The following is a 23,414-nucleotide window of genomic DNA, read 5'->3' as shown; positions in this document are numbered from 1 at the left end:
TATTATCTGCTTACCGGGATGTTTTCGGGCGAGACCTTCCAAAAAAAAGCCCTACCTGCTCCCCACATACTCCGCCGTATACTCGCCGAGCGTCACCGGCTTGCCCACTTCAGGCGCGGTGGGGAGGACGTAGCATTCGTTCGACACGGCTTTGTCCGTGACGGCGCTCCACACGACGACGCAGATGAGTTCGGCGGGGTTGCCGGAGGGGAGGAGATGCTTGAGCTGGACGGCTTGCTCGGGGGTGAGGCTGAGGGTGCGGACGGCGAGAAAGGGCGTGCCGGATTTGCGGAGCTTCGTGATCTTCGCCTCATCCATGCGGCTGGCGATGGCCTGCGCGCGCAGGACGGCGATATTCGTCTGGGCCTCGGTGGCGGGAATCGCCGCGCTCGACGGCTTCGAGGTGTTGTGTCCTACAGAGGCGCAACCGGCGAGGACTACGGCACACAGCACGGGAAGGAAGGCACGCATGCCCGGCACTGTATCAATCCGCCCGCCGGGCGGCAATGCCTGGAAAAGCAAAGAGGCGCGCCCTCCACAAGACGCGCCTCCTGTTTTCCCCCACGGAAAAGTGGTTAAAAACTATGCTTTCGGAATCTTTTACAGTCGGGCGAGCAGCAGTTCCCGCTGGAAGACGAGTTCCTTCGGCAGGCTCGAGTAGAGCTTGAAGAAGAGTTCGTCCTGCAGGATCAACTCCCGGCGCCATTCTTCGACGTCCAGCTTCTGGACTTCGTCAAACTGCTCCTTGGTCAGCGTCTTCTCGATGCTGTCGAGGCCGAGGTCCTCGTACTGGGGCACCCAGCCGACCGAGGTCTCCAGAGCGTGGGCGCCGTACTGGCAGCGCTCGACGATCCACTTGAGCACGCGGGTGTTCTCGCCGAATCCCGGCCAGAGGAACTTGCCATTCGCGTCCTTGCGGAACCAGTTGACGTGGAAGATACGGGGCACGTGCTTGATCTTGCCGCGCATCTCCAGCCAGTGGCTGAAGTAGTCGCCCATGTTGTATCCGGCAAAGGGCAGCATGGCCATCGGGTCGCGACGCACCTGGCCAAGCGTTCCCGCTGCGGCAGCCGTCATTTCCGAGCCGACCGTGGCGCCGAGGTACACGCCGTGGATCCAGTTAAAGGCCTGGAAGATCAGCGGCATCGTGGTGGCACGGCGGCCGCCGAAGATGATCGCGCTGATGGGTACACCGGCGGGGTTTTCCCAATCTTCGTCGATGATCGGGCAGTTGCGGGCCGGGGCGGTGAAGCGGCTGTTCGGGTGGCTGCTCAGGACGGGCTTGCCATCGGCATCCTTCGTCTCCGGGGTCCAATCCTTGCCCTTCCAGTCGATCAGATGGGCCGGGGCCTGCTTCGTCATGCCTTCCCACCACACATCACCGTCGTCGGTGAGGGCCACGTTCGTGAAGATCGTGTCCTTCTTGGCGGAATCCATGGCCATCGGGTTGCTGTCGTACGAGGTGCCCGGGGCGACGCCGAAGAAACCGGCTTCCGGGTTGATCGCATGCAGGTATCCCGTCGGGCCGGGCTTGATCCAGGCGATATCGTCGCCGATCGTCGTCACCTTCCAGCCCTTGTCCGCCAGATCTTTCGGCGGGATGAGCATGGCAAAGTTCGTCTTGCCGCAGGCGCTCGGGAAGGCCGCGGAAACATAGGTCTTTTTGCCCTGCGGGTCCGTCACGGCGAGGATGAGCATGTGCTCGGCCATCCAGCCTTCGTCGCGGGCCATCGTCGAGGCGATGCGCAGCGCGAAGCACTTCTTGCCCAGCAGCGCGTTGCCACCGTATCCCGATCCGTAGCTGATGATCAGGCGCTCTTCGGGGAAGTGTGTGATGTAGGTATTCTCAGGATCGCACGGCCACGGCACATCGGCGCGTCCGTCGAGCGGGTAACCGACCGAGTGCAGGCACTTCACAAACGTGCCGGTCTTGGCGATCTCGGCATACACGGCCGATCCCATGCGGGTCATGATGCGCATGTTGGCCACCACGTACGGGCTGTCGGAGATCTCGATGCCGTACTGGGCGATGGGCGATCCGATCGGGCCCATCGAGAAGGGGATCACATACATCGTGCGGCCCTTCATACAGCCCTTGAAAAGGCCGTTCAGCTTGGCCTTCATCACCTTGGGGTCTTCCCAGTTGTTCGTCGGGCCTGCGTCCTTCGGCGAGAGCGAACAGATGAAGGTGCGCTGCTCCACGCGAGCCACGTCGCGCGGGTCGCTGCGAACGAGGAGCGAATTCGGGCGCAGCTTTTCGTTCAGCCACTGACCAGCGCCGGATTCCACGATCCGCTCGCGCATGAGACGGTCTTCTGCTTCCGATCCATCGACCCAGAAAATTTCCTTCGGCTCCGTTAATTTTGCGATTTCATTCACCCAATCCAATACCGCCGGATTGTCAGGCTGTTGAGTCCCCAGTGGGTTTGCGAGTTGTGTCATAAAAGTGGGCAGCGATTTTCAGACTGCACGTATAAGATAATCTTATGCAAAACACGATGACAAGTGCTTTCATCAGTTTTGCTCAAAAATGACCAAAGATTCCTTCTTGTTTCGCGGGGAGGGCAGTCTTAAATTGACCATTGAGCAATGATAGCCAACCGCAATTTCGAGCATTGCGAACCTATCACCTGGGTGGGCCAGGTGCCTGTTTACCTCGCAACGGCACTCGCTGCCGCGCAGGGTGTGGCAATGATCCTGACCGCGCTGGCCTCGGCCATCAGCGCCGGGTGGTACGACACGCTTTTTGCCTTCACCCCGTACTACGCGCTCCGCGAGTTTCACCTCTGGCAGTTCTTCACCTACTCCGCAGTGGTGGAGCCCGGTATCTGGAATGCCGTGTCCATCGTCATGCTCGGCATCTTTGGCCGCGACGTGGAGAAGTTCCTCGGCCGCCGCTCCTTTGCCTGGCTCTACGTGCTCGTCCTCGTCGCCGCTCCGGCGATTCTCTCCGCCTTTGCCCTTCTCGGCGTGCCTGTCGGGCCGATGGCAGGAACCAACCTGCTGAATTTCGCGATCTTCATCGCCTTTGTCCTCATCTACCCGACGGCGGAGATTTTCTTTAGCATCCAGGCCCGCTGGATCGGCATTGCCGCCATCGGCATCTACACGCTGCAGATGATGGCCGGTCAATCCTGGGTTTCCCTCGCCGTGATGTGGGGCTCGTGTTTCGTCGGCGCGCTCTGGATTGCCCGCGAGGGCGTCTCGTCCGTGTCCTTCCTCGCCATCCCGTCCTTTGGCCAGTTTATTCGCCAGCGCCGGTCGCGCCGCAGCCTGCGGGTCGTTCCCCGGGAGAAACCGCAGGAGGATATCGAGTCCATCGACCCGATCCTGGAAAAGATCGCGCGCCAGGGCATCGCCAGCCTCACCAAGGCCGAGCGTGAAAAGCTTGAGCGTGCCCGCGCCGCCCTGTTGGATAAGGAGCGGTCGCGCTAAATGTCCGATATACCTCCGCCTCAACCGCCTCGCTCCGACAACTCCGGGATGCCTGTCCCGAGTTTGCAGGACAGTTGTTACGTCAACGCCATGATCCACTTCTATCGTGGCGAGCTCGGCCGCATCATGATCTGGCGGCAGCGCCTCGACGTCACCACCACCTGGGCCATCACGAGCACGACGTCCATCATCACTGTCGCCTTCTCGTTTCCCAACGTCCCGCACATCGTCTTTTTCTTCAATCTCGCCTTCGTCTGGATGCTCCTCTGGATCGAGGCGCGGCGGTATCGGTTTTACGACGCCTTCCGCGGGCGCGTGCGCATGCTCGAGTCGCATTTCCTCGTCCCCATGATCTCGCAAAGCCAGCAGCTCCTCGACGGCGAGTGGCGTCGCCTCGTCTGCGAGGATCTCATCCTGCCCTCCTTCAAGATCACCGCCATCGAGGCCGTCGCCCGACGGCTGAAGCGCAACTACGTCTTCATCTTTGCCATCATCCTCGTCGCCTGGACGCTGAAGGTCTTCATCCACGCCCGCTCGCCCATCGATTCCGTGGAGCATTTCTATAACGCCCTCGCCGTTCACGCCCTCCCGGCCTGGATCGCCTGCGTCGTCTACATCGGCACCATCCTCACCGTCGGCTTCCTCGTCGTCTACGTCTCCCGGCGTTCGTCCGAGGAGATCAACGAATTCAGCGGCGGCAACGCCTCGCTCTGGCGCATATGAGCGACATCTCCCGCCTTCGCGACATCGTCGCCCGTCTCCGCGCCCCCGATGGCTGTCCTTGGGACCGCGAGCAGACCCACTCCAGCCTCCGCGCCGCCCTCGTCGAGGAGTGCTACGAGGTCATCGAGGCCATCGACAAGGCCGACGACCCCAACCTCCGTGAGGAGCTCGGCGACATCCTGCTCCACGTCGTCATGCACGCCCAGATGGCGGGCGAACGCGACGCCTTTTCCTTCGACGAGGTCGTCGCCGAGGTCTGCGAAAAGCTCATCCGCCGCCACCCCCACGTCTTTGGCGACAAGGCCGCCGCCGACAGCGCTGAGGTGCTCCTCCAGTGGGAGCAGATCAAGCGCGCCGAGAAAAAAGACCGCACCTCCATCATGGACGGCCTCGGCTCCGGCCAGCCCGCCCTCCTGCGCGCGCAGAATGCCCAGAAAAAAGCCGCCCGCGTCGGCTTCGACTGGCAGGCTGCGGACCCCGTCTTTGACAAAGTCGAGGAGGAGATCGCGGAACTCCGCCAGGCCCTCGCCTCCGGCGAAACCCGCCACGTCGAGGAGGAGCTCGGCGACCTCCTTTTCACCGTCGTCAACCTCTCCCGCAAGCTCAAGGTCGACAGCGAGACCGCCCTCGCCGCCGCCACCCGCAAGTTCGTCTCCCGCTTCCAGGCCGTCGAGGCCGCCCTCGCCGCCCAGGGACGCCGCATCGAGGATGCCTCGCCCGACGAAATGAACGCCCTCTGGGACCAGCACAAAGCCGCCGCTGCTGCCGCCTCCACTCAAGCCTGACCCCACCTTACACTCCACGTGCCCTTTGCCGTTCTCAACCCCGGTGGTCGCGACGCCTTCCAGACCTTTCCCAGCGCCGCCGGTTCGCCCAATGACCCCGGCCACGCGCCGATCAACTACCACGCCTACGCCGCCTGTGTGCGCGGGTCCTTTGCCCGCGACGTGCGCGAGATTCCGCCCACCGTCACTGCCGCCCTCGTCCTCCTGCGCCGCAATGGCCTCGACGCCGCGCTGGATGCTGTCAATACCCTCCGCGAGCGCAATGTCCGCACCCTCGTCTCGTGGAAGGAATCCGGCCTCCACCAGGTCTCCGACGCCCTCAATGACGCGAAGCGCTACGCAAAGTTTGCCGAGATCTGCCGCGCCGCCGACGGCTATCTCGCCAGCACCCCCGAGCTCATCGCCCTTTACGAATCCGCCGGCAGCCGCCGGGGGGAATTCCTGCCCACCCCGTACCCCATCGAGGCCCCGGCGTGGAATTTCTCCGCCCCCATCTCCGACCGCTCCGGCATCTTCGTCGGCACCCGCGAGTTTGACATCCCGTCCCGCAACCACCTCCTCGCCGTCGCCACCGCCGGCCGCCTCTCCCAGCGCGTCACAGTAGTCAATACCGACGGCCGCCGCGGCGAGCGTCTCCTCCAGTCCATCAGCCCGTCGCTTCGCATCCTCGCCGGTCCGCTTCCGTACCCTGAGTACCTGCGCGAGATGGCCCGCCACCGCATCGTCTTCCAGCTCGACCGCAGCGCCGTCCCCGGCCAGGTCGCAGGCGACGCCCTCCTGGCTCGCGTCATCTGTGTCGGCGGCGACGGAGCCGTCGAGCGAATGGCCTTCCCCGACACCAGCGGCCTCGGCCGCACCCCCGAGCAACTCTCCGCCATCGCCTCATCCCTCCTGGCCGACGAAGCCACCTACCGCCACGCCCTAGCGCAAGTAGAATCCACCGCCGCCCGCACCCTCAGCTTCTCCGCCGTCGCCGAAAAACTGCAGAAGTTCCTCGGCGGGCTGTAGGGGGGCTCGCGGAATCGGATAGAGAAATGAAGAGGTAGATCAATGGGCAGAGATGGTTGGCCGTGTACTTCAGGTACGAATTTGACAGCAAGAGCGCGGAAACAGATCCTCGAAATATCAGTATTAAATGGCTAATCCATTTTGCCCGCTCTTCCGAAAAGGCGAGTTACTTGAAGCACTTCGCGAGCGAACCAAGGCAAATTTTGATGAAGTTCTGAGTAAAGATGTGTGGTTCCATAAACGAAATAATAGACAATTAATCTTGCCGTTGATAATCACGGCGTTACCTCTGTGAAACGATGAAATCTCGTCCTCTTTTCCTCAGTCATGCCGTTGCAAACAAGGATCTCGCGGATCGGCTGGTTGTTCTTATCGAGACTGGAATAGGAATCTCCGACAGAGAGATATTCTGTTCATCGTTGGAAGGAATGGGGATTCCAGCTGGAGCCAACTTTGTAGAATTTATTCGATCGCAAATCGAAGAGCCTAAGGCTGTTATCCTTTTACTGACTCCAGATTACTATGCAAGCGAGTTTTGCCTCTGCGAATTAGGTGCATCTTGGAGTATGGCTCACCGTGCTTTCCCGCTCTTAGCGCCGCCACTGACGTTTGAAGAAATCAAAGGGGTGCTCACCGGAACCCAAATCTTGCGACTAAATGTCAAAGAGGACCTCAATCAGTTTTACGAAGAATTGGTGGAAGTGATGGGAGCAACGCGGAAAGCAGTTGCAATGTGGGAAAAGCGCCGGGATGAATTCTTGAAATGGTTTGAGGAATATCAAAATACCTATGTCCCACCGGCCAAAGTGGACCCAAAGAAGTATGCTGCGCTCGAAAGAAATTACGAAGAAGCGAAGGGCGCCTTGGGGCAGTCCGAAGATCGAATTGAGGTTCTAGAACGCCAGGTCGAGAAGATCATTAAGTTGAAGGATAAGGCTGATGTTCAGGAAGTTCTCGCGGAAGACTTGGAAGATCGCGACGAGTTTGAGAGCCTTGTCGACAAAGCGACCGATTTAATGGCGGAGCTCCCCGGCGAGGCTAGGGCCGCGTTATATTATTACTTTCGAGATGAGGAAATGCCGTGGCCGGAGTTTGGCTACAGCGATACGGATGGTCGGAATCGTGATATTCGACGAGCAATCGAGGACGGATATCTGCGGGAGGGCCATGACGGCGTGAAAGCGGAGGATGAAGATCCGAAAGTGTACAGGGCTATCGAGGCGTTGCGGGCACTGAAGGACTTTACTAAGCGAGCGTCGGATGAATTCTGCGACTACTACCGATCGGAATACGATCATGAGCTTTCCTTCACGAACCGTCGGTTTTGGGATCAACATTTGATATGATCTTTTCCGCTACCGGGGGTGGTCAGCCATTTATTGTTGATAGTTTGATGATCGGTTTCTCCGTTTTCACTATCATTTGATCTGCTGTCCCAATCCCTTCGCGGTCTGTATCCGTAAGCTAATATTAACATTAAATGGCTGACCCTGATTCCTCTCATTCATGAAGTGATCTCATCATTCTGGTCTCCGCTTCTCCAAGTCGCATGTGCAATATGATTCGAGATATGTAAATTGCAGAGACGTCCTTATTCCGTGCTGCTATTCCTGCCTCAAGGAGAGGATATAATTCTTGATCTGATACATCTGGGGGATTCATTTATCTCGCATGTCCAAGCCGAATTCTTCCGTTGCCCCGGCGTCTCCGGTGGCAGAGTCGCCGACTTCCGCTGTTGAACCGGTATCACCGCTGAAAATTGTTGCCAAATTCGTGGGATGGATTTCGGCGGGTATCGTCCTCTTGCAAGGGATAACCTGGTGCTTTGAAACCTACGGACCCGCCAAGGATAAGCTTATTGCTCGGGTTGAGATTGCGGATTTGAAGCTTCCCCCGCCGTTTTCCCAGATTCAATCAGGACCGTACCTTGTACCTATAGCGCTGACTCAAGAATTGGAAGAACAAGACTCTCCATTCTCGGGCTTATCGCAGAAAGCCTTTTATGAGGCCTTCGTCAATAAAAAGGTCGGTCAAAATCATGCGAGTGCTGAGGATTTAAGGGATGCGGCCCGGGTCGCTTCTCGGCAAGCGAACGAAGCAATACATTTCGTGCGTGATCTTTCTGCCTATGATAGTCCAAAAAAAATTTTGAGTATTGTTATATCAAATGAAGGAACAGCAAATGCGAAGGAAGTACGGCTGGCGATAAATTCTCTTGGGGCCGCAATAATTGAGAGATCTGGATATCCGGCAGAAACTGTCGTTGGAAAAAAGCCGCTGGAAATCGGTGAAATACGAACAGGAGATAAGGTGTTTGTAACCGCTTGGACTAGGGATTTGAGGTTCTTTGATTACGAAGATCGGACTGATGATATTCGACTCACCTACGAAAATGGTGCTGGGCAAGTAAGATTTCTTCGTCCAACTGATACCGGTACAGCTTTATACTTTTTTGCTTACAATATTGGGCCATATGCACTTATTGGCGTGGCGATTTCTCTTTTAGTTCTGATTCCGGGGGTAATTTCTTCTTCTATCGGTAGGAGAAAAAGAGTAATTGATTCAACCGGAAAGTAGGGTTCAGTGTGCATAATCATGCACGAGCGAGGAAATGGGGTCAGCCATGAATGGCATTAAGATAAGGCGTCTTTTCGAGGGAGAAATCAACCCGAAAACTGCTCGAAAAGCTCCTGAAAACAGGTTTCGTGCCCATCGGTCAGGCCCTCGATTATCCCGTAGATTGTTTGGGAACGAGGGAATCGGTCGGGAGCAAGCCGGTTCAATACCTGCAACGCTCTCCAATCACGCGCAACACTCTCAAAACGGCCTTATCTTAATGCCATTCGGGTCAGCCATTTAATATTGATATTTTGAGAGCCTGAACGTGAGAAGTTGGGGCGGGAGTCAAATATCAAAATAGGGGACTCGGATCTGGGCGTTTTCCGTTTCTATCTCACAGGACTCGAGTGGGTTCCTTGAAGAACCACATGATGTGGGAGCATTGATCGCATACCATAGCGGAGGCTTGTGCGTTCGCCCAATCCAGGTTCACGAGTGTCGCTGCCGCGGTGTTTAGGAGCACTCTGCGATGCTCGAAGGACTTCCCCCGGCAGAAGGTACAAGCGAGCACCTCATCGCCGACCTTGTACTCTCGCGATTGGCTCGTGAAAACCTTCGCGGCTGCCGCCAGACCCCGTTTAAAAGATTCTGCGCTCATGTACCTCTGAAGTGTACATTGTGCCCCAATGGTGTGGGAACAAGGGGTTTCCTCAACGCGGCTGTCTCGTCTGTGCGTTGAAGAATGAAAGTTGCTGGATCGAGCTGAAGGTGGGGGCGATACGTAAGAGTTCACCTTTTCCGGCCAGGCGAATTGCATGGTTCTTTAAACCCTCTGGAAGCCCGCGGCCTGAATGAGTATTCATGCGGCATCTGCTTTCCGCCTTGATTTCCTCGGCGAAAGCGGGCGGCAATAGGCAATCCAATTTAGATCCGGAGATAAGAAATATGGGACAACGCCTTCCTGACGATCAAATGCAGCTTTACCGCCGAGTCGACGAAGTTCTCTTTTACATTTGGGATCCGATCGGAATCAGCCGTCGAGATTGGCCTAAAGATGAGTATCAATCGTACCTCCCTCGGGTATTTACGATGCTTCTGGAACAAGCGGAGCCGGAAAAAATTCAGGATTACTTAATCCAGATCGAAGCCGAATACATGGGCCTCGGAAGAAAATTTGGAATCAAAAAGCGAACAAGAAATCTAGTTTCACTTTTATGCAGTCTTCGAAATTCTATCTTACTGGAAAGCGGGGAAAACGTGAAGTGGGGGTCAGGCGTCGAATATCAAAAATGACCATCCGGTTTCCCGAGAAAATAGGGGTCGGTGTGTATGATCTTGCACGGACGAGATTCGCCATTCTTGAGAAGCGCAAAAAGCGTCTAGACGAGTGGGGAGGCGGGATAGAAGCTCGGCTCAAAGGAAAATTCCGAAATCCCCGAGCACCATGACCCAGTACATCCTCTTCATTCAGGACAACACGGAAAGCGATCCGACCTTGGCGGAGTGGGGCGAGTTTCTCGATGCGGCCCGGCAGAGTGGCTTGTTCAAAGGCGGGAGTGCCATCGGGGAGAGAATCACGATCGGCAACGCCGAGACGGCAAAGCCCTCTGACCATATCGGGGGCTACATGCGGTTTGACGCCGAGGACAGACAGGAAATCCTCGATCTGCTGCAACGCCACCCCGTGGTGATACATGGCGGATCGGTCGAACTCTGCGAAATGCCCCGGTCCTGAGAACCGGGATACCCGTCGTGAACGGTACGATGACATGGGAGGAAATTCAGGCGGAGCTTGATCGGGTTGTGTCCGGCCCGGCCCTGATCGATGCCTTGCTGGATCGTGACGATTTTTGGAAATCGGATGAGCGATGTGTTGTTCGTGCTGCGGTTTATTTGCACGAGCAGGGAAAGTCGGCCGAAAGCATCCGGGTTATTGATGCGGTAAACCGGAGGGAGCAGCCATTACCGCCGAAGGCAAAGATGTTGCTTCGGTATCTGTGTGGTGATGCGCTGCATGATGTGGGTGATTTCTTCGGTGCAGCAGAGGTGTACGGGGAAATCCTGAAATTGGAGCCGAGCGATATCGCGTATGGGAATCGCGGGTTGGCGTACTGGGAGATGGGGGAGTTCCAAAAGGCCCTGGATGACTATCTGGAAGCGGTAAAATGGAATCCGCTCAACGCGATTGCGCTGCGTGGTGCCGGGGAGATGTTGATCAAACTGGACCGACCTGCGGAGGCCGCGTGCCATCTTGAAGCCGCCGTGAAGCTCGATCCCAAATATGGACCGGCCTATCGCGCGCTTGGCGTGGCTTATGACAACTGCGAAGAGTGGCTGAAGTCCTATCAGGCGCTCAAACACGCGGTGGAGATCAATCCGGAGGACAAAGCCTCGGCAGCGGGAATCGCGAAAATCGAGCGACTCTTCGATCTAGCCTAGCGGCTCTGGTTTCGGACCCTGAATAAGTCCCGTTCCAGCAGCCCTGCACGGCGGTCTCTAATCTAGAACGTACCATGCGCGCCGTATCGTCGGTGCATGGCGGAGGCAATACGCGGAATCTGACGCGAGCCGATTTGACCGGGCGGATCTTTTCTGCGGTTGGGAGCAGGCGGGCAGCCCGCGCTGCTACTGGCTGGCCTGCGGCGGGGTCGTCGTGTCCGAGGTACTGGCGGTCGTTGTGGTCGTATCGGACTTCTTTTCGAATTTCTTCTCGACCTTCTCGCCCACGGTGCCGACGGCGTTGAGGAGCTTGATCGGCGGCGGGGCGTTGTGGAGGAGCGCCTTGCGGGCGATGGTGCCGCTGGGTGCCGCTGCCTGGGTATCGGCTTCGGCGGTATCGGTGCTCGACGAGCAGGCTGCGAGTGCCAGGGCCGGAAGGCAAACGAGAGCAAGGCGCGGAAGGAGAGGGCGTAGCGACGGAATCAGGCGATACCGGGTCTTCATGGGGTGGGAATGTGGCAGAGAGGCCCGGGGGGCTTGCACGACTATCTTCACGAAACCGCGGAAAAATTTCACGAAACGGAGGTGTGGCGCGTTTTGGGGGCTTTTTTCCTGTTGAGTGCCAGATATGGTGACGGCGTGAAGCTTGGTTTATCGCTCGACCCGGACCGCCGCGAGAGCCTCTTCTGGAGGCTTCAGTGCTTTGGCTGGGGCGCGACGCTGCTCGTGTCGGGGACGATGACGAGCTATCTGTCCCTGGAGTACGGGTTGGTGCTGTCGGCATACCGCACGGCCTTTGGCGTGGTGCTTTCGGCGTTTCTGCTACGGCCCCTGTATCGCAGGATGCGGGCGTCGGGCCCGGTCTTTACCCCGCCACGCGTGGCTGGCATCCTCGCATTGTGCGCGTCGCTCGGCGTGGCCGATACGGTCTCCACCCTGGTGCTGGCCGACCTGCTGAGGGTGGAACGGGTGATGGACGTCCTGCGGGAGGTTTTCAGCGTGAGCCTCCCCATGCGTGCGGCCCTGTATGTATTTTGGAGCATTCTGTACTTTGGCATTCATTCGCTCTTCGACGCCCAGCAGGAGCAGCTGCGCGCTGCGCGTACGGAAGCCGCCCTACGCGCGGGGGAACTCCAGATGCTGCGCTCGCAGGTGAACCCGCATTTTCTCTTCAATGCGTTGAACTCCCTGCTTGCCGCCTCCGACGAACCCGCGACCGTGCGCCAACTCACGCTCGCGCTTACGGACTACCTGCGCTTCTCGCTCCAGCAGCGCGGCGACCTGGAGCGCCTCGGGGTGGAGCTTGCGGCGCTGGAGAGTTATCTGAGGGTGGAAAAGGTGCGTTTCGAGGAGCAGTTTGAGTACGTGCTCGAGACCGGCCCGGGCGTGGTCGACGCCCTCGTGCCCGTCGCGCTGGTGCAGCCGCTGCTGGAGAATGCGATCAAGTACGGTCAACTCGCTGCCATCCGTCCGCTGCGGGTGGAGATTGTTTCCTTTATCGAGGGAGAGACCCTTGTCGTCGCGGTGACAAACTCCGGCTGCTGGGTGGAACCTGGCACGCATCCGTCGACCGGCATCGGTCTTGCGAATCTGCGCCGCCGCCTGGAGCTTCTTTATGGCGATCGCGCCTCGCTCACGCTGGCACCCGCCGCAGCCAGTGTGACCTCGCGAATCCAGCTCCCGGTTGCCCCGCCTTCACAAGTATGCCCTCTCTGATCCGCGCCCTCCTTGTCGATGATGAGCCTCCCGCCCGCCGCTGGCTGGCCCGGCTGCTTCGCGACCATGCTGATGTCGCGCTCGCCGGGGAGGCCGGCACGGTGGAGGAGGCCGTGAGTCTGGCCGCCGCAGTACGGCCCGATGTCGTCTTCCTCGATGTGCAGATGCCACCTGCCAATGGCTTTGATCTGCTCCCGCACCTGCCTCCTGGTACCCGGGTCGTTTTTGTCACCGCACATGACAGCTATGCCGTGCGGGCCTTTCAGACCAATGCCCTCGACTATCTGCTCAAGCCCGTCCATCCCGAGCGCCTGGAGGAAACCCTCCGGCGGCTGCGCCTCCAGCCTGCGCCTTCGGTATCGGCTGATCCGCCTGAAAGGCTGGACCTCAATGATCTCGCGCCGCTGCGCGACGGGCGCATCTTGCATATGGTGCGGGTGGGGGACATCGCGGCAATCCAGGCAGAGGGAGCCTATACCCGCGTGCACGTGGCGGGACAGTCCCCGGTCGTCGTGCTGCGCCGCGTAAAGGAATGGGAGGAGATATTGCCTGCGCCCCCCTTTGTCCGCATGGAGCGCTCGCTCATTGTCAACCTCAGCCGCATCCGCGCCGCGGAGGGCGGGAATCGCGAGGAAACCCGCCTCCTCCTCCGCGATGCAGGCGAGATAGTCCTCGGTCGCGCCGCCACCCGCCGACTGCGCAGGCTTTTGTAGCCTTCACTCCGGATAAAGGCCCGGTGGGACTTTGACTTCCGGAGGGCTGAAGCGCATGCCACCGGGTCAGTGCCCGGGAGGCGGCGGGCATGGACAGGAGTTTCACCTTGGGTGAACGGCCTGTCTGCCTCTGAGAGGAGGCAAGGGTTGCCGCCCCGCTACTCCGTCTCCCCTCGCAGCTCCAGGATGCGCTTGATCGAATCTTCGATCAGGTTGTTGGGGCAGCTCGCTCCGGCGGTGATGCCGACGGTGAGGAGTTCCTTTTGCGGGAGCCAACCCCGTGTGATGACCTCCAGCTTCTGGTGGATGTCGAAGTGCTTGATCTCGTCGCCCGAAAGCAGGCACGAGGCATTGCGGATGAACCACGTCGGGAGTTTCTTTTCGCCGATCTCCACGAGGTGCGTCGTGTTTGAGCTGTTGTAGCCGCCGACAACGAGCAGGAGGTCGAGGGATTCGTCGAGCAGGCCAAAGAGCGCATCCTGCCGCTCCTGCGTGGCCCCGCAGATGGTGTCAAAATAGCGGAAATTCTCCGTGCTGCCGCTGTCGCGGTCGGCTATGGCCTGGCGCAGCATGCCCTGGATCTGTTCGGTCTCGCTGCGCAGCATGGTCGTCTGGTTTGCCACTCCGATGCGGCGCAGGTGCACGTCGGGGTCGAAGCCCTTCGAATGCGCGTTCCAGAACCGTGTGAGGAAGGCATTTTTGTCGCCCTTGCCGCGGATGTAATCGCACACCATCTCGGTCTCCTTTGTGTCGAGCACGACGAGGTAATGCCCGTCGCCCTTCGGCCCGAGTGCGCGGGATGCGGTGGCGCGGGTCTCCTCGTGTGAGGCCTTGCCATGGATCACGCTCGTGACCTGTTCGTTGGCATTCTGCCTTACTCGCTTCCATACGCTCATCACGTCGCCGCAGGTGGTGTCGACGATCTGACAGCCGCGCGCCTTGATGGCTGCCACAGTGTCCACCTCCGCGCCAAAGGCCGGCACGATCACCACGTCCTCCGCCTGCAGTTCCTCGATATCCGCATCCGCCGGATGCGCTGCGAGGTGACGGATACCCATGCTCGAGAGTTGGGCGTTCACGTCGGGATTGTGAATGATCTCGCCGAGGAGCGAGATGCGCTTGTCGGGAAACACTTTCCGCGCCGCGTAGGCGAGATCGATGGCGCGCTCGACGCCGTAGCAAAAGCCAAATTGCTTCGCCAGCCGCACGACCGTATTGCCACGGCGCATCACACCGCCGCCGCCGCGGATCGTCTCCACCAGCTGGCTGCGGTAATGGCTTTCGACTTCGGCCTGCACGCGGGACATCACATCCGGCGTGCGCAGATTAACCCGTGTGGGAGAGGGTGGTGTGGGCGTGCTCAGTGGGCTTGTGGGCGTAAGGATTGCGTTTGGTCGGTCTTTGCCGACGCGGATGTCGTTCCGACAGAAAAGCGGAACGCCCCCGGTTGTCAAATCCCGACAACTGCTATTGCACCCCGGGGCATGCTTCGTATGATCCTTGGATGATCGAGGAACACGACTTTCACTACGCGCTGGAGAATACCCGCGTGGTGATCCAGCCGCAGCGCACGATCGAGACCTTTGGCTCGACCAGCTTCCGGTTCCTCCTCGTGAGCGAACTCCTTGATCAGGTGAATGTCGTCCGCGTGCGCGGGGGACGCATTGAGGCCGAGCGCCCACGCATCGTTGCACCGCATCATTTCCGCAAGCTTCTCCTCGATGGTTTCGGCGATTCGGCCCGTGAATATGCCGATGCGGTGGAGAAGCTCTCCGGCGTCGCCCATATCCTTCGCTACGGCTTCGAACTCCGCAAAACCGACCTCGAGCAAAACCTCGTCCACGACCCGATGGAGGTGGTAGTCGCTCGGCTGGAGGAGGATATGCGTAGTCGCAACGACCCCATGGATACCCTCATCACCGGCGTCGACGATGCCTGGGAAGTCTGTCTCCTGAAGTTCACCATGGACCTCATCCAACGCTCCGCCGGGGGCAATGTTGATGAGTGGAAACGCCGCGGGCTGATCTGAGTTTGCATCCCATTCCCGGAATGGTTTCTAATACCCGACGACTGACCAGGAAATGATGATACTCGTTCGCGCCCTCGTCATCCTCTTGCTTGCCGGGGCCATCTTTGGCGGTTCCGCGTATTTTGCCTATGAGCTGTACTGGAAACCCCAGCAGCTCGACCGCGAGGATAAGAAAATGCAGGCCGAGGCCCCGCCGCCGACGCCTCCGCCGGACTATTCCATCGCTGTGTTTGACAAGACCGTGCAGTCGCTCAAGACCTCCACTCCCGAGGAGGGACGCAAGGCGCTGGCTGACTTCATCGCCGAAAATCCCGCATCTCTCAAGGTGGGCGACGCCAAGCGCCTCCTCGGCAACATGAATGTTACCGACCTCTTCAGCCCCTCCACCGCCGGTGGAAAGGTGCCGTACACCGTCGGGCGCGGCGATGCCCTGGCCAAAGTCGCGTCAAAGATGAAGACCAATGCCGACCTCATCTACCGCGTCAATAACCTCGAGACGATCAATCTCTCCATCGGCCAGCAGCTCTACATCCCCCAGCTCACCACGACCATCGCCATCGACCGTAAAGCCAAGACGCTCACGGTGTTAAACAACGGCGTCTTCTTCAAGGAGTACCCTCTCATTTCCGCCAAGGGCACCGCTGTCGGCAATAACAAGGTTGCCGACAAGATCGCCCTCAATGGCACGACTCGTGTCGCCTTTGGCGACAAGAACTATGCAGGTGCAGACCGCTGGCTCATGCTCGGCGGAGGCGTCGCCATACGGGGTGGCGATGCGGCAGCGGAGAACCATCCCGCCGGATTCATCGTTCCGGTCGACGACATGGAGGAAATCTTTCTGCTTGTTTCCCGCGGAACCCCGGTAACCATCCAGTGACTTTTTCATGAAAATCCAAGCCCTTGAATTTGAGAAGCCCATCGTGGAACTCGAGCAGAAGCTCGAAGAGATCAAGAAACACGTGCAGGGGCAGGATATCGACCTCGATCCCGAGGTGCGTACCATGCAGGAAAAAGTAGAGGCGACACGCCGCGAGATTTATGCCAATCTCACAGCCTGGCAGCGCGTGCAGATCGCCCGTCATACGTCCCGCCCCTTTTTCCTCGATTACGTCGACAAGGCCTTCACCGACTTCGTCGAACTGAAAGGTGATCGCCTGTTTGGCGACGACGCCTCCATGCCCGGAGGACTCGCCAAGGTGGGTCCGCACCGTTGTGTCGTCATCGGCCAGCAAAAGGGCCGCGACGTGAAGGAAAACCTTCTGCGCAACTTCGGCAGCCCGCATCCCGAGGGTTACCGCAAGGCGCTGCGCCTCATGCGCATGGCGGAAAAGTTCCGCCTGCCTGTCGTCGCCCTCATCGACACTCCCGGCGCGTACCCGGGCGTCGGAGCCGAGGAGCGCCACATCGCCGAGGCTATCGCGGTGAATCTCCGCGAGATGATGGTCCTGGAAACCCCGATCGTCGCCGTGGTCATCGGCGAGGGCGGGTCCGGCGGAGCTCTCGGCATCGGCGTGGCCGACCGCGTGCTCATGCTGGAAAACGCCTATTACTCGGTCATCAGCCCCGAGGGTTGCGCCGCCATTCTCTGGAAACACCGCAAGCACGCTCCGGAAGCCGCCGAGGCTCTCAAGCTCAATGCGAGCGAGCTTCAGAAGCTAGGCGTCATTGACGGCGTCATCCCCGAGCCACTCGGCGGAGCCCATCGCGACCCCGAGGCCGCCTCGCTCCTCCTGCGCGACGCCATCGTCACCGCCCTCGACGAACTCGTTCCCGTCGCCACGAACAAGCTGCTTCAGAAGCGCTACGACAAGTTCCGCGGCATGGGACGGTTTATTGAAGGATAAGGCGAGGTCGGAAGTGGGATTTCGGAAGTCGGAAGTTTTTGCTCCGGCCCCGGTGCCGCTTCGATAGGGAAAGGCGGTGGCGCTCTGCCTGCCGCCCGCCCGAGGAATTTTCAGCCCGCGTCTCTTTGTTGCCTCGCGTACGCATCGAGACGTACGGGCGGTATTTGGAAATGCCGCCTTTCTTTTCGCGCATGAACGACGAATGAATCCGCAAATGGCGAATTTTTCCCCGTGAGCGCTGGTCGCAGAGGCTATTCGTGCGTCGAAGCGATTGAGAAATGGAGCCACTGAGCTTCAAACGTCGGGGGCAGCATGGTGTGGCGGTTGCGACGGGGCAGTAGGCGACATGCGCAAAGCGACCGACACGAGGTGACGGAACCTGCACCAGATCCTTCTCGTTCAAGAGGCCCCCTCATCGGAGCAAAAACTTCCGACTTCCGGATTCCCACCTCCGACTTTCGCTCCCGTTCTGGACAGAAGCGCCACCATGGCGGAGATTCCCGCCTGTGATGCGCGGTCTCCTCGTTGTATTTTTCCTCGCTGTTTCGTGTCTCCAGGTTCCTGCCCAGATTCATCAGGGCCAGACGCTGGTGACGGCTTCGCTTGTCGCCAATACTACGGCCATCGTGCCGGGCAAGCCCTTTCAGGTCGGCCTCCTTCTCAAGATGGCTCCGACGTGGCATACCTATTGGCAATACGGCGGCGACGCGGGCTTTCCCACCACGCTCGACTGGGCGCTGCCCCCGGGTTTCGCAGCGGGGCCGATCGAGTGGCCCTTGCCCGAGCGCCTGAAGGAACCTGGTGACATCGAGGTCTACGCCTACGGGGACGAGACGATGCTACTCGTCACCATCGTTCCTCCCGCCAGTCTCACGGAAAAATCCGTCACCCTCCGCGCCAAATCCTCCTGGCTCGTCTGTGCAGAGATTTGCATTCCCGGCAAGGCCGATCTGGAGCTCACTCTGCCCGTCGCCGCCTCGGCGGAACCTGCCAACCAGGAGCTCTTTGCCAAGTACCGTGCCCAGCTTCCCAGCGCGGAGCCGCCGCCCTACAAACTCGCGTGGACGCAGGGCAAGGACGGTCTCGGACTGGAAATCTCCGGCCTTCCGGCCTCTTTGCCAGTCGATGTTTTCCCCATCCCCGCCGCGGGCCAGCAGGTGCAGCATCCGAATACCACGGTTACCGGCTCGGGTTCCGCTGTGGTCGCCATTCCTGGCGTCAGTTCCATTCAGGGCGTGCTCGTCGTCGGTTCCGGACCGGATCGACGCGGCTGGATGATCTCGTCCTCCGACACCGTGGAGGCTACTGCCACGCCGATCTCGCAGGCGGCCGCTATTTCTGGCTCTGGAGCCGCGCCAAAAGGGCCGGATTCCGCGACTTTCCCGTTCTGGAAGGCCCTCCTCTTTGGCTTCCTCGGAGGCATGATCCTCAACCTCATGCCCTGCGTTCTGCCCGTCATTTCGCTCAAGATTTTCGGCTTTATCCGGCAGGCGGGTGAGCATCCAGCGAAGATATTCCGCCACGGCCTAGCCTTCGCCGCCGGCATCTTTGCGTGGTTTCTGGGCCTGGGCGCTCTTATCGTCGCCCTCCAGGCGGCGGGAAATCATGTCACCTGGGCGTTCCAGTTCCAGAATCCATGGTTCAACTTCTTCACCGCCTGCATCGTCTTTGTCTTCGCCCTCAATCTCTTCGGCGTTTTTGAAATCATCCTCCCTGGCCAGGCCAGCAACGCCCTCGCAGAGGCCTCGTCTGGCTCTGGTTACGCGGGATCGTTTTTCCAGGGTGTCTTTGCCACGCTGCTCGCCACGCCCTGCACCGCGCCCTTTCTCGGGCCAGCGCTCGGCTTTGCCCTCAGCCAGTCCGCCGTCGTCATCTTTGCGATGTTTGCCTCTGTTTCGCTCGGCATGGCTGCGCCGTATCTCCTGCTCTCCGCCCAGCCCGGCTGGATGAAGGTCCTGCCCCGGCCCGGCGCGTGGATGGAGCGGCTGAAGCAGTTCATGGGTTTCCCGCTCATCGCCACCCTCATCTGGCTCCTTAGCGTCATCGGCGGGCAGAAGGGCCTCGGCGGCGTCATCTGGACGCTCTCCTTCCTCGTCTGCCTCGGCCTCGCCTGCTGGATCTACGGGTCCTTCTGCGGTCCGCTGACGAAACCTGCCGGGCGGTTCCTCGCCATCCTCGCCGCGCTAGCGATCATTGCTTTCGGGGCATGGCAGTTCGTCGCGCTCGCTTTTGTCCAAAGTCAGCCCCCGACGGCCATGGCGGAGGCCCCGGCGGGGAAGGACGGTATCGACTGGGTGCCCTTCTCGCAAAAGGCCCTCGACGATCTCCGCGCCAAAGGGACGCCTGTCTTTGTCGATTTTACCGCCGACTGGTGTATTTCCTGCAAGTTCAATGAACGCACCGCCATTAACGTCCCTGCGGTTCGCCAGCTCCTTCGCGACCGCAGTATCGTCGCAATGAAGGCCGATTGGACCAACGCCAATCCTGAGATCACCACAGCCCTCCAAGCCTTTGGTCGCGCCGGGGTACCGTTCTACGTCTTCTATCCCGCCAACCATGCGGAACCCATAACCCTCCCGGAATTACTTACTCAGCAGATCGTTTTGGACGCTCTCTCGAAATAATTTCCTAGAGGCCCAAATGCCGGAAAAGTACGCAATATTGCAACTGGTTGACGCTCGAGGATGTGCAATGTTGTGTGAGGTGTGACTATTTAAGTTGCTGATTTGCTTTAGGTTGTGAAATTTACGGCGATTGACAGAAAGGAGGGGATTTCCTATTTGCCTCACTTGGCATGAAGGCAAAGTTCCTCCCGGTTGCATTGGCGATTTTCTCTCTCGTCACGTATTCTCGCAGCCTCGCCGACTCCACCCGGAGCGAGGCGGGGATCGATGAAGGGAACCCGATCGGGCTGCTCTCGCCCAGGACTTCGGTCAACACAACTGCCAATGTGGGAAGTGGCACATTCTTGGATGGCAATCATGTCGCTCTAGAGGCCGATCCAAATATTTTAGCTGTCTTTGAGATTATCGAGAGCAGTTCAGCCCCCGTGAATCTTCTCCGTATGACATTCAACGCGGAATCGAGTGGGATTCCAGAGATCCAGTCAGGCGACGCCAGTCGCCACTCAAGGGCCGTTGGTCTCTTCCGAGTGCCGGAGCCGACCACGATTGCCCTCTTTTTTGCAGGCGTAGGTACGCTGCTTCTCTTTCGCCGCCGCCGTCGTCGTTTCGTTTAGAGGCTTGCGCGAGCTAATCCGCGGGACGGGAGGGCAGTCACCCTCCCGTTCTTTATAACCCGGCTCAGGCCTTTTCGAAGGACAGATGCCCGTCCTTCACGTCGGCCTTGATCGTGTCGCCCTCGGCGAATTTTCCGTCGAGGATTTCCAGGCTGAGCGGGTCGAGGATCTCGCGCTGGATCACGCGCTTGAGCGGGCGCGCGCCATAGGCGGGATCGTACCCCTCACGACCAAGGAACTTCTTTGCGTCTTCCGTGAGCTGGAGCGTGATGTTCTGCTTCGTCAGGCGGTCGAGGAGATGCTTGAGCTGGATCTCCACAATGCTCGCCAGTTGGCGATCGTCGAGACGGTCAAAGATGATGATCTCGTCGATACGGTTGATGAACTCCGGTCGGAAGTGCTCGCGTAGTGCCCCGGTCACACGCTTGTTGCGCTCGTCCTTCGGCAGGTCCTCCATGATGTATTGGCTGCCAATGTTGCTCGTCAGGATGATGACGGTGTTCTTGAAGTCCACCGTGCGCCCTTGGCCATCCGTGATGCGGCCGTCGTCGAGCACCTGGAGCAGGACGTTGAAGACATCGTGGTGTGCCTTTTCCACCTCGTCGAATAGGACAACGCTGTACGGCTTGCGGCGTACGGCCTCGGAGAGCTGGCCGCCCTCCTCGTAGCCGACGTAACCCGGAGGCGCGCCAATGAGGCGGGCGACAGTGTGCTTCTCCATGTACTCGCTCATGTCGAGCCGGATGATGGCGTGTTCGTCGTCGAAGAGAAACTCCGCCAGCGCCTTCGACAGTTCCGTCTTGCCCACGCCCGTGGGACCGAGGAAGAGGAAGGAACCGATGGGCCGGTTCTCGTCCTGCAGGCCCGCTCGCGCGCGGCGCACGGCATTGGAGACGGCCTTGATCGCCTGTTCCTGGCCGATTACGCGTTCCATCAGGCGTTCTTCCATCTTCACCAGCTTCTGGCGCTCGCCTTCCTGAAGGCGGGACACGGGAATACCGGTCCAGCTTGCGACCACCTTTGCGATGTCCTCCTCGGTGACCTCCTCTTTCAGGAGGGCTGAGCCGGATGCGGACTGCTTGGCCGTCGCTTCCTCAAGCTGCTTTTGCAGGTCGGGGAGGGCGCCGTATTGGATCTCCGAGGCGCGGCCGAGATCGCCCTTGCGCTGGGCCTGTTCCAGTTCGGTGCGCAGGCGCTCGATTTCCTCGGCCACCTTCTGGGACTTGCCGATCTCCTCCTTTTCCTTCTGCCACTGAGCCTTCAGGCGGGAGGACTCCTCCTTCACGTCGGCCAGTTCCTTTTCGAGCTTGGAGAGCCGTTCGCGGCTTGCCGGGTCCTTTTCTTTCTGAAGGGCCTGCTTCTCCATCTCAAACTGCATGATCTGCCGCTCGAGCTGGTCGATCTCGGTGGGCATGGAATCCAGCTCGATCTTGAGCCGCGACGCCGCCTCGTCGATGAGGTCGACGGCCTTGTCGGGCAGGAACCGGTCGCTGATGTAGCGGTCGGAGAGCGTGGCGGCGGCAATGATCGCACCGTCCTGGATGCGCACGCCGTGGTGCACCTCGTAACGTTCCTTCAGGCCGCGCAGGATGGCGATGGTGTCCTCCACGCTCGGTTCGTCGACCATCACGGGCTGGAAGCGCCGCTCGAGCGCGGCGTCCTTCTCGATGTACTTGCGATATTCGTCCAGCGTCGTCGCGCCGATGGTGCGCAGTTCGCCGCGCGCGAGCTGCGGCTTCAGCATGTTTGACGCATCGGCGGAGCCCTCCGCCGCGCCTGCTCCCACGATGGTGTGGAGTTCGTCGATGAAAAGAATGATCTCGCCCTCGCTGGCGGTGACCTCCTTGAGGAACGCCTTCAGCCGGTCCTCGAATTCTCCCCGGAACTTCGCGCCCGCAATCATCGCGCCGATGTCCATCGAGATGATGCGCTTGTTCTTCAGGGACTCCGGCACGTCGCCGCTCACGATGCGGCGGGCGAGTCCCTCGACGATGGCCGTCTTGCCCACGCCGGGTTCACCGATGAGTACGGGGTTGTTCTTCGTGCGGCGGGAGAGCACCTGCATCGTGCGGCGGATTTCATCGTCGCGGCCCACCACGGGGTCGATCTTGCCCTTGCGGGCCAGCTCGGTCAGGTCGCGGCCGTATTTCTCCAGCGTCTGGTATTTGCCCTCCGGGTCCTGGTCGGTCACACGCTGATTGCCGCGGATCGCCTGCAGGGCCTGCATCAGCTTGTCTTGAGTGATTCCAGAGGACTTCAAAAGCTTCGCCGCGCCCGTGTTCGAGCCCAAAAGGGCGAGGAGGAAGTGCTCGGCGCTCAGGTACTCGTCCTTGAGCTTGCCCATCTCGCCCTCGGCGCTGTCGAGGACCTTGCGCAGGTCGGCCGATAGTTGCGGCGAGGAACCGCCATGCACCGCCGCGCGGCGGGAAAGATCAGCCTCCAGCTGCTGCTCCAGCGTGGCCGGATTCAGCCCCAGCTTCTCCACCAGCGGACGCGTCAGCCCGTCGGGCTGCTGGAGCAGGGCGAGGAGGAAATGTTCGGGAGAGATTTCGGAATGATTGCGCTTCGAGGCGAGGTCAAGCGACGCATTGAACGCCTCCTGCATTTTCGCGGTGAATTTGTCGGGACGCATACAACCTTAAATATGCTCCCGCCGCCCCACCGCGTCAATTTGACTCGGTGAAATTACCTGGGCTCGCTGAGGTGTTTCCGCATTGTTTCTGCGGCATGTTTTCGTCAGCCTTAGGTCTTTGGTGAGCGATTTACGACACAACTTTCCGCCGGCAAAGCGCCCCCGACATATCTGGCGATGGATCGCTTTCGGCGTGGCATTTCTCTTCATCGCCGTTGTTCTGGTTGCCCTACGAGGGGAAGCTACGTTGTGGGTTTCCCGTTTCCCGAGTTTTAACCTCTACAATCTCGGTT

The 23,414-nt window shown here is 59.7% G+C and carries 21 protein-coding genes; 16 read left to right on the top strand and 5 right to left on the bottom strand.

From position 1 onward, the window contains the following. Positions 1-51 precede the first annotated feature (51 nt). Both TSACC_RS14640 and TSACC_RS14635 read right to left on the bottom strand, forming a co-directional pair. Positions 52-471 carry a hypothetical protein gene (locus tag TSACC_RS14640; RefSeq protein WP_153811447.1) on the bottom strand — a complete coding sequence of 140 codons (420 nt, stop codon included), beginning with the start codon at positions 469-471 and terminating at the stop codon, positions 52-54. A gap of 129 nt (positions 472-600) precedes the next feature. Next, positions 601-2,442, bottom strand: coding sequence for a phosphoenolpyruvate carboxykinase (GTP) (locus tag TSACC_RS14635; RefSeq protein ID WP_075079982.1), 1,842 nt, complete (start codon positions 2,440-2,442; stop codon positions 601-603). Positions 2,443-2,589: 147 nt separating this feature from the next. Between TSACC_RS14635 and TSACC_RS14630 the strand changes: the two genes are divergently transcribed. The 9 genes from TSACC_RS14630 (at position 2,590) to TSACC_RS14590 (ending at position 10,949) form a co-directional block, all read left to right on the top strand. Beyond that, positions 2,590-3,435: a DUF1751 domain-containing protein gene (locus TSACC_RS14630; RefSeq protein ID WP_075079981.1), complete on the top strand. Its 846-nt coding sequence runs from the start codon at positions 2,590-2,592 to the stop codon at positions 3,433-3,435. After that, positions 3,436-4,158, top strand: coding sequence for a DUF2270 domain-containing protein (locus TSACC_RS14625; protein ID WP_075079980.1), 723 nt, complete (start codon positions 3,436-3,438; stop codon positions 4,156-4,158). Next, a complete protein-coding gene (gene mazG / locus TSACC_RS14620) occupies positions 4,155-4,943 on the top strand; it encodes a nucleoside triphosphate pyrophosphohydrolase (RefSeq protein ID WP_075079979.1) in 789 nt (262 codons plus the stop codon). Before TSACC_RS14625 ends, mazG begins: the two co-directional genes overlap by 4 nt. Before the next feature lie 18 nt (positions 4,944-4,961). Continuing rightward, entirely contained in the window at positions 4,962-5,951 is a 990-nt protein-coding gene (locus TSACC_RS14615) for a CgeB family protein (RefSeq protein WP_075079978.1), read from the top strand. Positions 5,952-6,250: 299 nt separating this feature from the next. Next, on the top strand, positions 6,251-7,297 hold the full coding sequence (locus TSACC_RS14610) for a toll/interleukin-1 receptor domain-containing protein (RefSeq protein ID WP_075079977.1): 1,047 nt from the start codon (positions 6,251-6,253) through the stop codon (positions 7,295-7,297). A 325-nt stretch (positions 7,298-7,622) separates the two neighbouring features. Further along, a complete protein-coding gene (locus TSACC_RS21900; RefSeq protein ID WP_153811446.1) occupies positions 7,623-8,528 on the top strand; it encodes a hypothetical protein in 906 nt (301 codons plus the stop codon). An 843-nt stretch (positions 8,529-9,371) separates the two neighbouring features. After that, positions 9,372-9,803, top strand: coding sequence for a hypothetical protein (locus TSACC_RS14600; protein WP_153811445.1), 432 nt, complete (start codon positions 9,372-9,374; stop codon positions 9,801-9,803). Positions 9,804-9,954: 151 nt separating this feature from the next. Further along, positions 9,955-10,245 carry a YciI family protein gene (locus TSACC_RS14595; RefSeq protein ID WP_075079974.1) on the top strand — a complete coding sequence of 97 codons (291 nt, stop codon included), beginning with the start codon at positions 9,955-9,957 and terminating at the stop codon, positions 10,243-10,245. A 17-nt stretch (positions 10,246-10,262) separates the two neighbouring features. Further along, on the top strand, positions 10,263-10,949 hold the full coding sequence (locus tag TSACC_RS14590) for a tetratricopeptide repeat protein (protein ID WP_153811444.1): 687 nt from the start codon (positions 10,263-10,265) through the stop codon (positions 10,947-10,949). Between the two features lie 186 nt (positions 10,950-11,135). On the opposite strand, the gene TSACC_RS14585 is transcribed toward TSACC_RS14590, so the two are convergent. Then, positions 11,136-11,453 carry a hypothetical protein gene (locus tag TSACC_RS14585; protein ID WP_075079972.1) on the bottom strand — a complete coding sequence of 106 codons (318 nt, stop codon included), beginning with the start codon at positions 11,451-11,453 and terminating at the stop codon, positions 11,136-11,138. A 135-nt stretch (positions 11,454-11,588) separates the two neighbouring features. Here TSACC_RS14585 and TSACC_RS14580 point away from each other — a divergent pair, with 135 nt between their 5' ends. Further along, positions 11,589-12,665 carry a sensor histidine kinase gene (locus TSACC_RS14580; RefSeq protein ID WP_169809652.1) on the top strand — a complete coding sequence of 359 codons (1,077 nt, stop codon included), beginning with the start codon at positions 11,589-11,591 and terminating at the stop codon, positions 12,663-12,665. Next, positions 12,653-13,378: a LytR/AlgR family response regulator transcription factor gene (locus TSACC_RS14575; protein WP_084400494.1), complete on the top strand. Its 726-nt coding sequence runs from the start codon at positions 12,653-12,655 to the stop codon at positions 13,376-13,378. Before TSACC_RS14580 ends, TSACC_RS14575 begins: the two co-directional genes overlap by 13 nt. A 158-nt stretch (positions 13,379-13,536) precedes the next feature. On the opposite strand, the gene TSACC_RS14570 is transcribed toward TSACC_RS14575, so the two are convergent. Continuing rightward, a complete protein-coding gene (locus tag TSACC_RS14570) occupies positions 13,537-14,742 on the bottom strand; it encodes a 4-hydroxy-3-methylbut-2-enyl diphosphate reductase (protein ID WP_075080762.1) in 1,206 nt (401 codons plus the stop codon). A 140-nt stretch (positions 14,743-14,882) separates the two neighbouring features. Between TSACC_RS14570 and TSACC_RS14565 the strand changes: the two genes are divergently transcribed. The 5 genes from TSACC_RS14565 (at position 14,883) to TSACC_RS14545 (ending at position 20,489) form a co-directional block, all read left to right on the top strand. Beyond that, positions 14,883-15,407, top strand: coding sequence for a hypothetical protein (locus tag TSACC_RS14565; RefSeq protein WP_075079970.1), 525 nt, complete (start codon positions 14,883-14,885; stop codon positions 15,405-15,407). Positions 15,408-15,459: 52 nt separating this feature from the next. Continuing rightward, the gene (locus TSACC_RS14560) at positions 15,460-16,284 is read left to right on the top strand and encodes a LysM peptidoglycan-binding domain-containing protein (protein ID WP_084400493.1); all 825 of its coding nucleotides are present in this window, start codon (positions 15,460-15,462) and stop codon (positions 16,282-16,284) included. Positions 16,285-16,291: 7 nt separating this feature from the next. After that, positions 16,292-17,251 (top strand): acetyl-CoA carboxylase carboxyltransferase subunit alpha, encoded by a 960-nt coding sequence (locus TSACC_RS14555; protein ID WP_075079968.1) that lies wholly within the window; start codon positions 16,292-16,294, stop codon positions 17,249-17,251. 509 nt (positions 17,252-17,760) lie between these two features. Further along, the gene (locus tag TSACC_RS14550; protein ID WP_075079967.1) at positions 17,761-19,875 is read left to right on the top strand and encodes a protein-disulfide reductase DsbD family protein; all 2,115 of its coding nucleotides are present in this window, start codon (positions 17,761-17,763) and stop codon (positions 19,873-19,875) included. Positions 19,876-20,045: 170 nt separating this feature from the next. Further along, positions 20,046-20,489, top strand: coding sequence for a PEP-CTERM sorting domain-containing protein (locus TSACC_RS14545; RefSeq protein ID WP_075079966.1), 444 nt, complete (start codon positions 20,046-20,048; stop codon positions 20,487-20,489). Between the two features lie 64 nt (positions 20,490-20,553). Here the strand turns inward: TSACC_RS14545 and clpB are convergent, their stop codons facing one another. Then, complete coding sequence (gene clpB, locus TSACC_RS14540; RefSeq protein WP_075079965.1) at positions 20,554-23,121, bottom strand: ATP-dependent chaperone ClpB; 2,568 nt, start codon at positions 23,119-23,121, stop codon at positions 20,554-20,556. Positions 23,122-23,414 lie beyond the last annotated feature (293 nt).

Origin of the sequence: Terrimicrobium sacchariphilum, assembly GCF_001613545.1 — a bacterium.
Taxonomy (GTDB): Bacteria; Verrucomicrobiota; Verrucomicrobiia; order Chthoniobacterales; family Terrimicrobiaceae; genus Terrimicrobium; species Terrimicrobium sacchariphilum.
The sequence above is the reverse complement of the archived record's forward strand: the minus strand, read 5'-3'. Positions and strand labels throughout refer to the sequence as shown.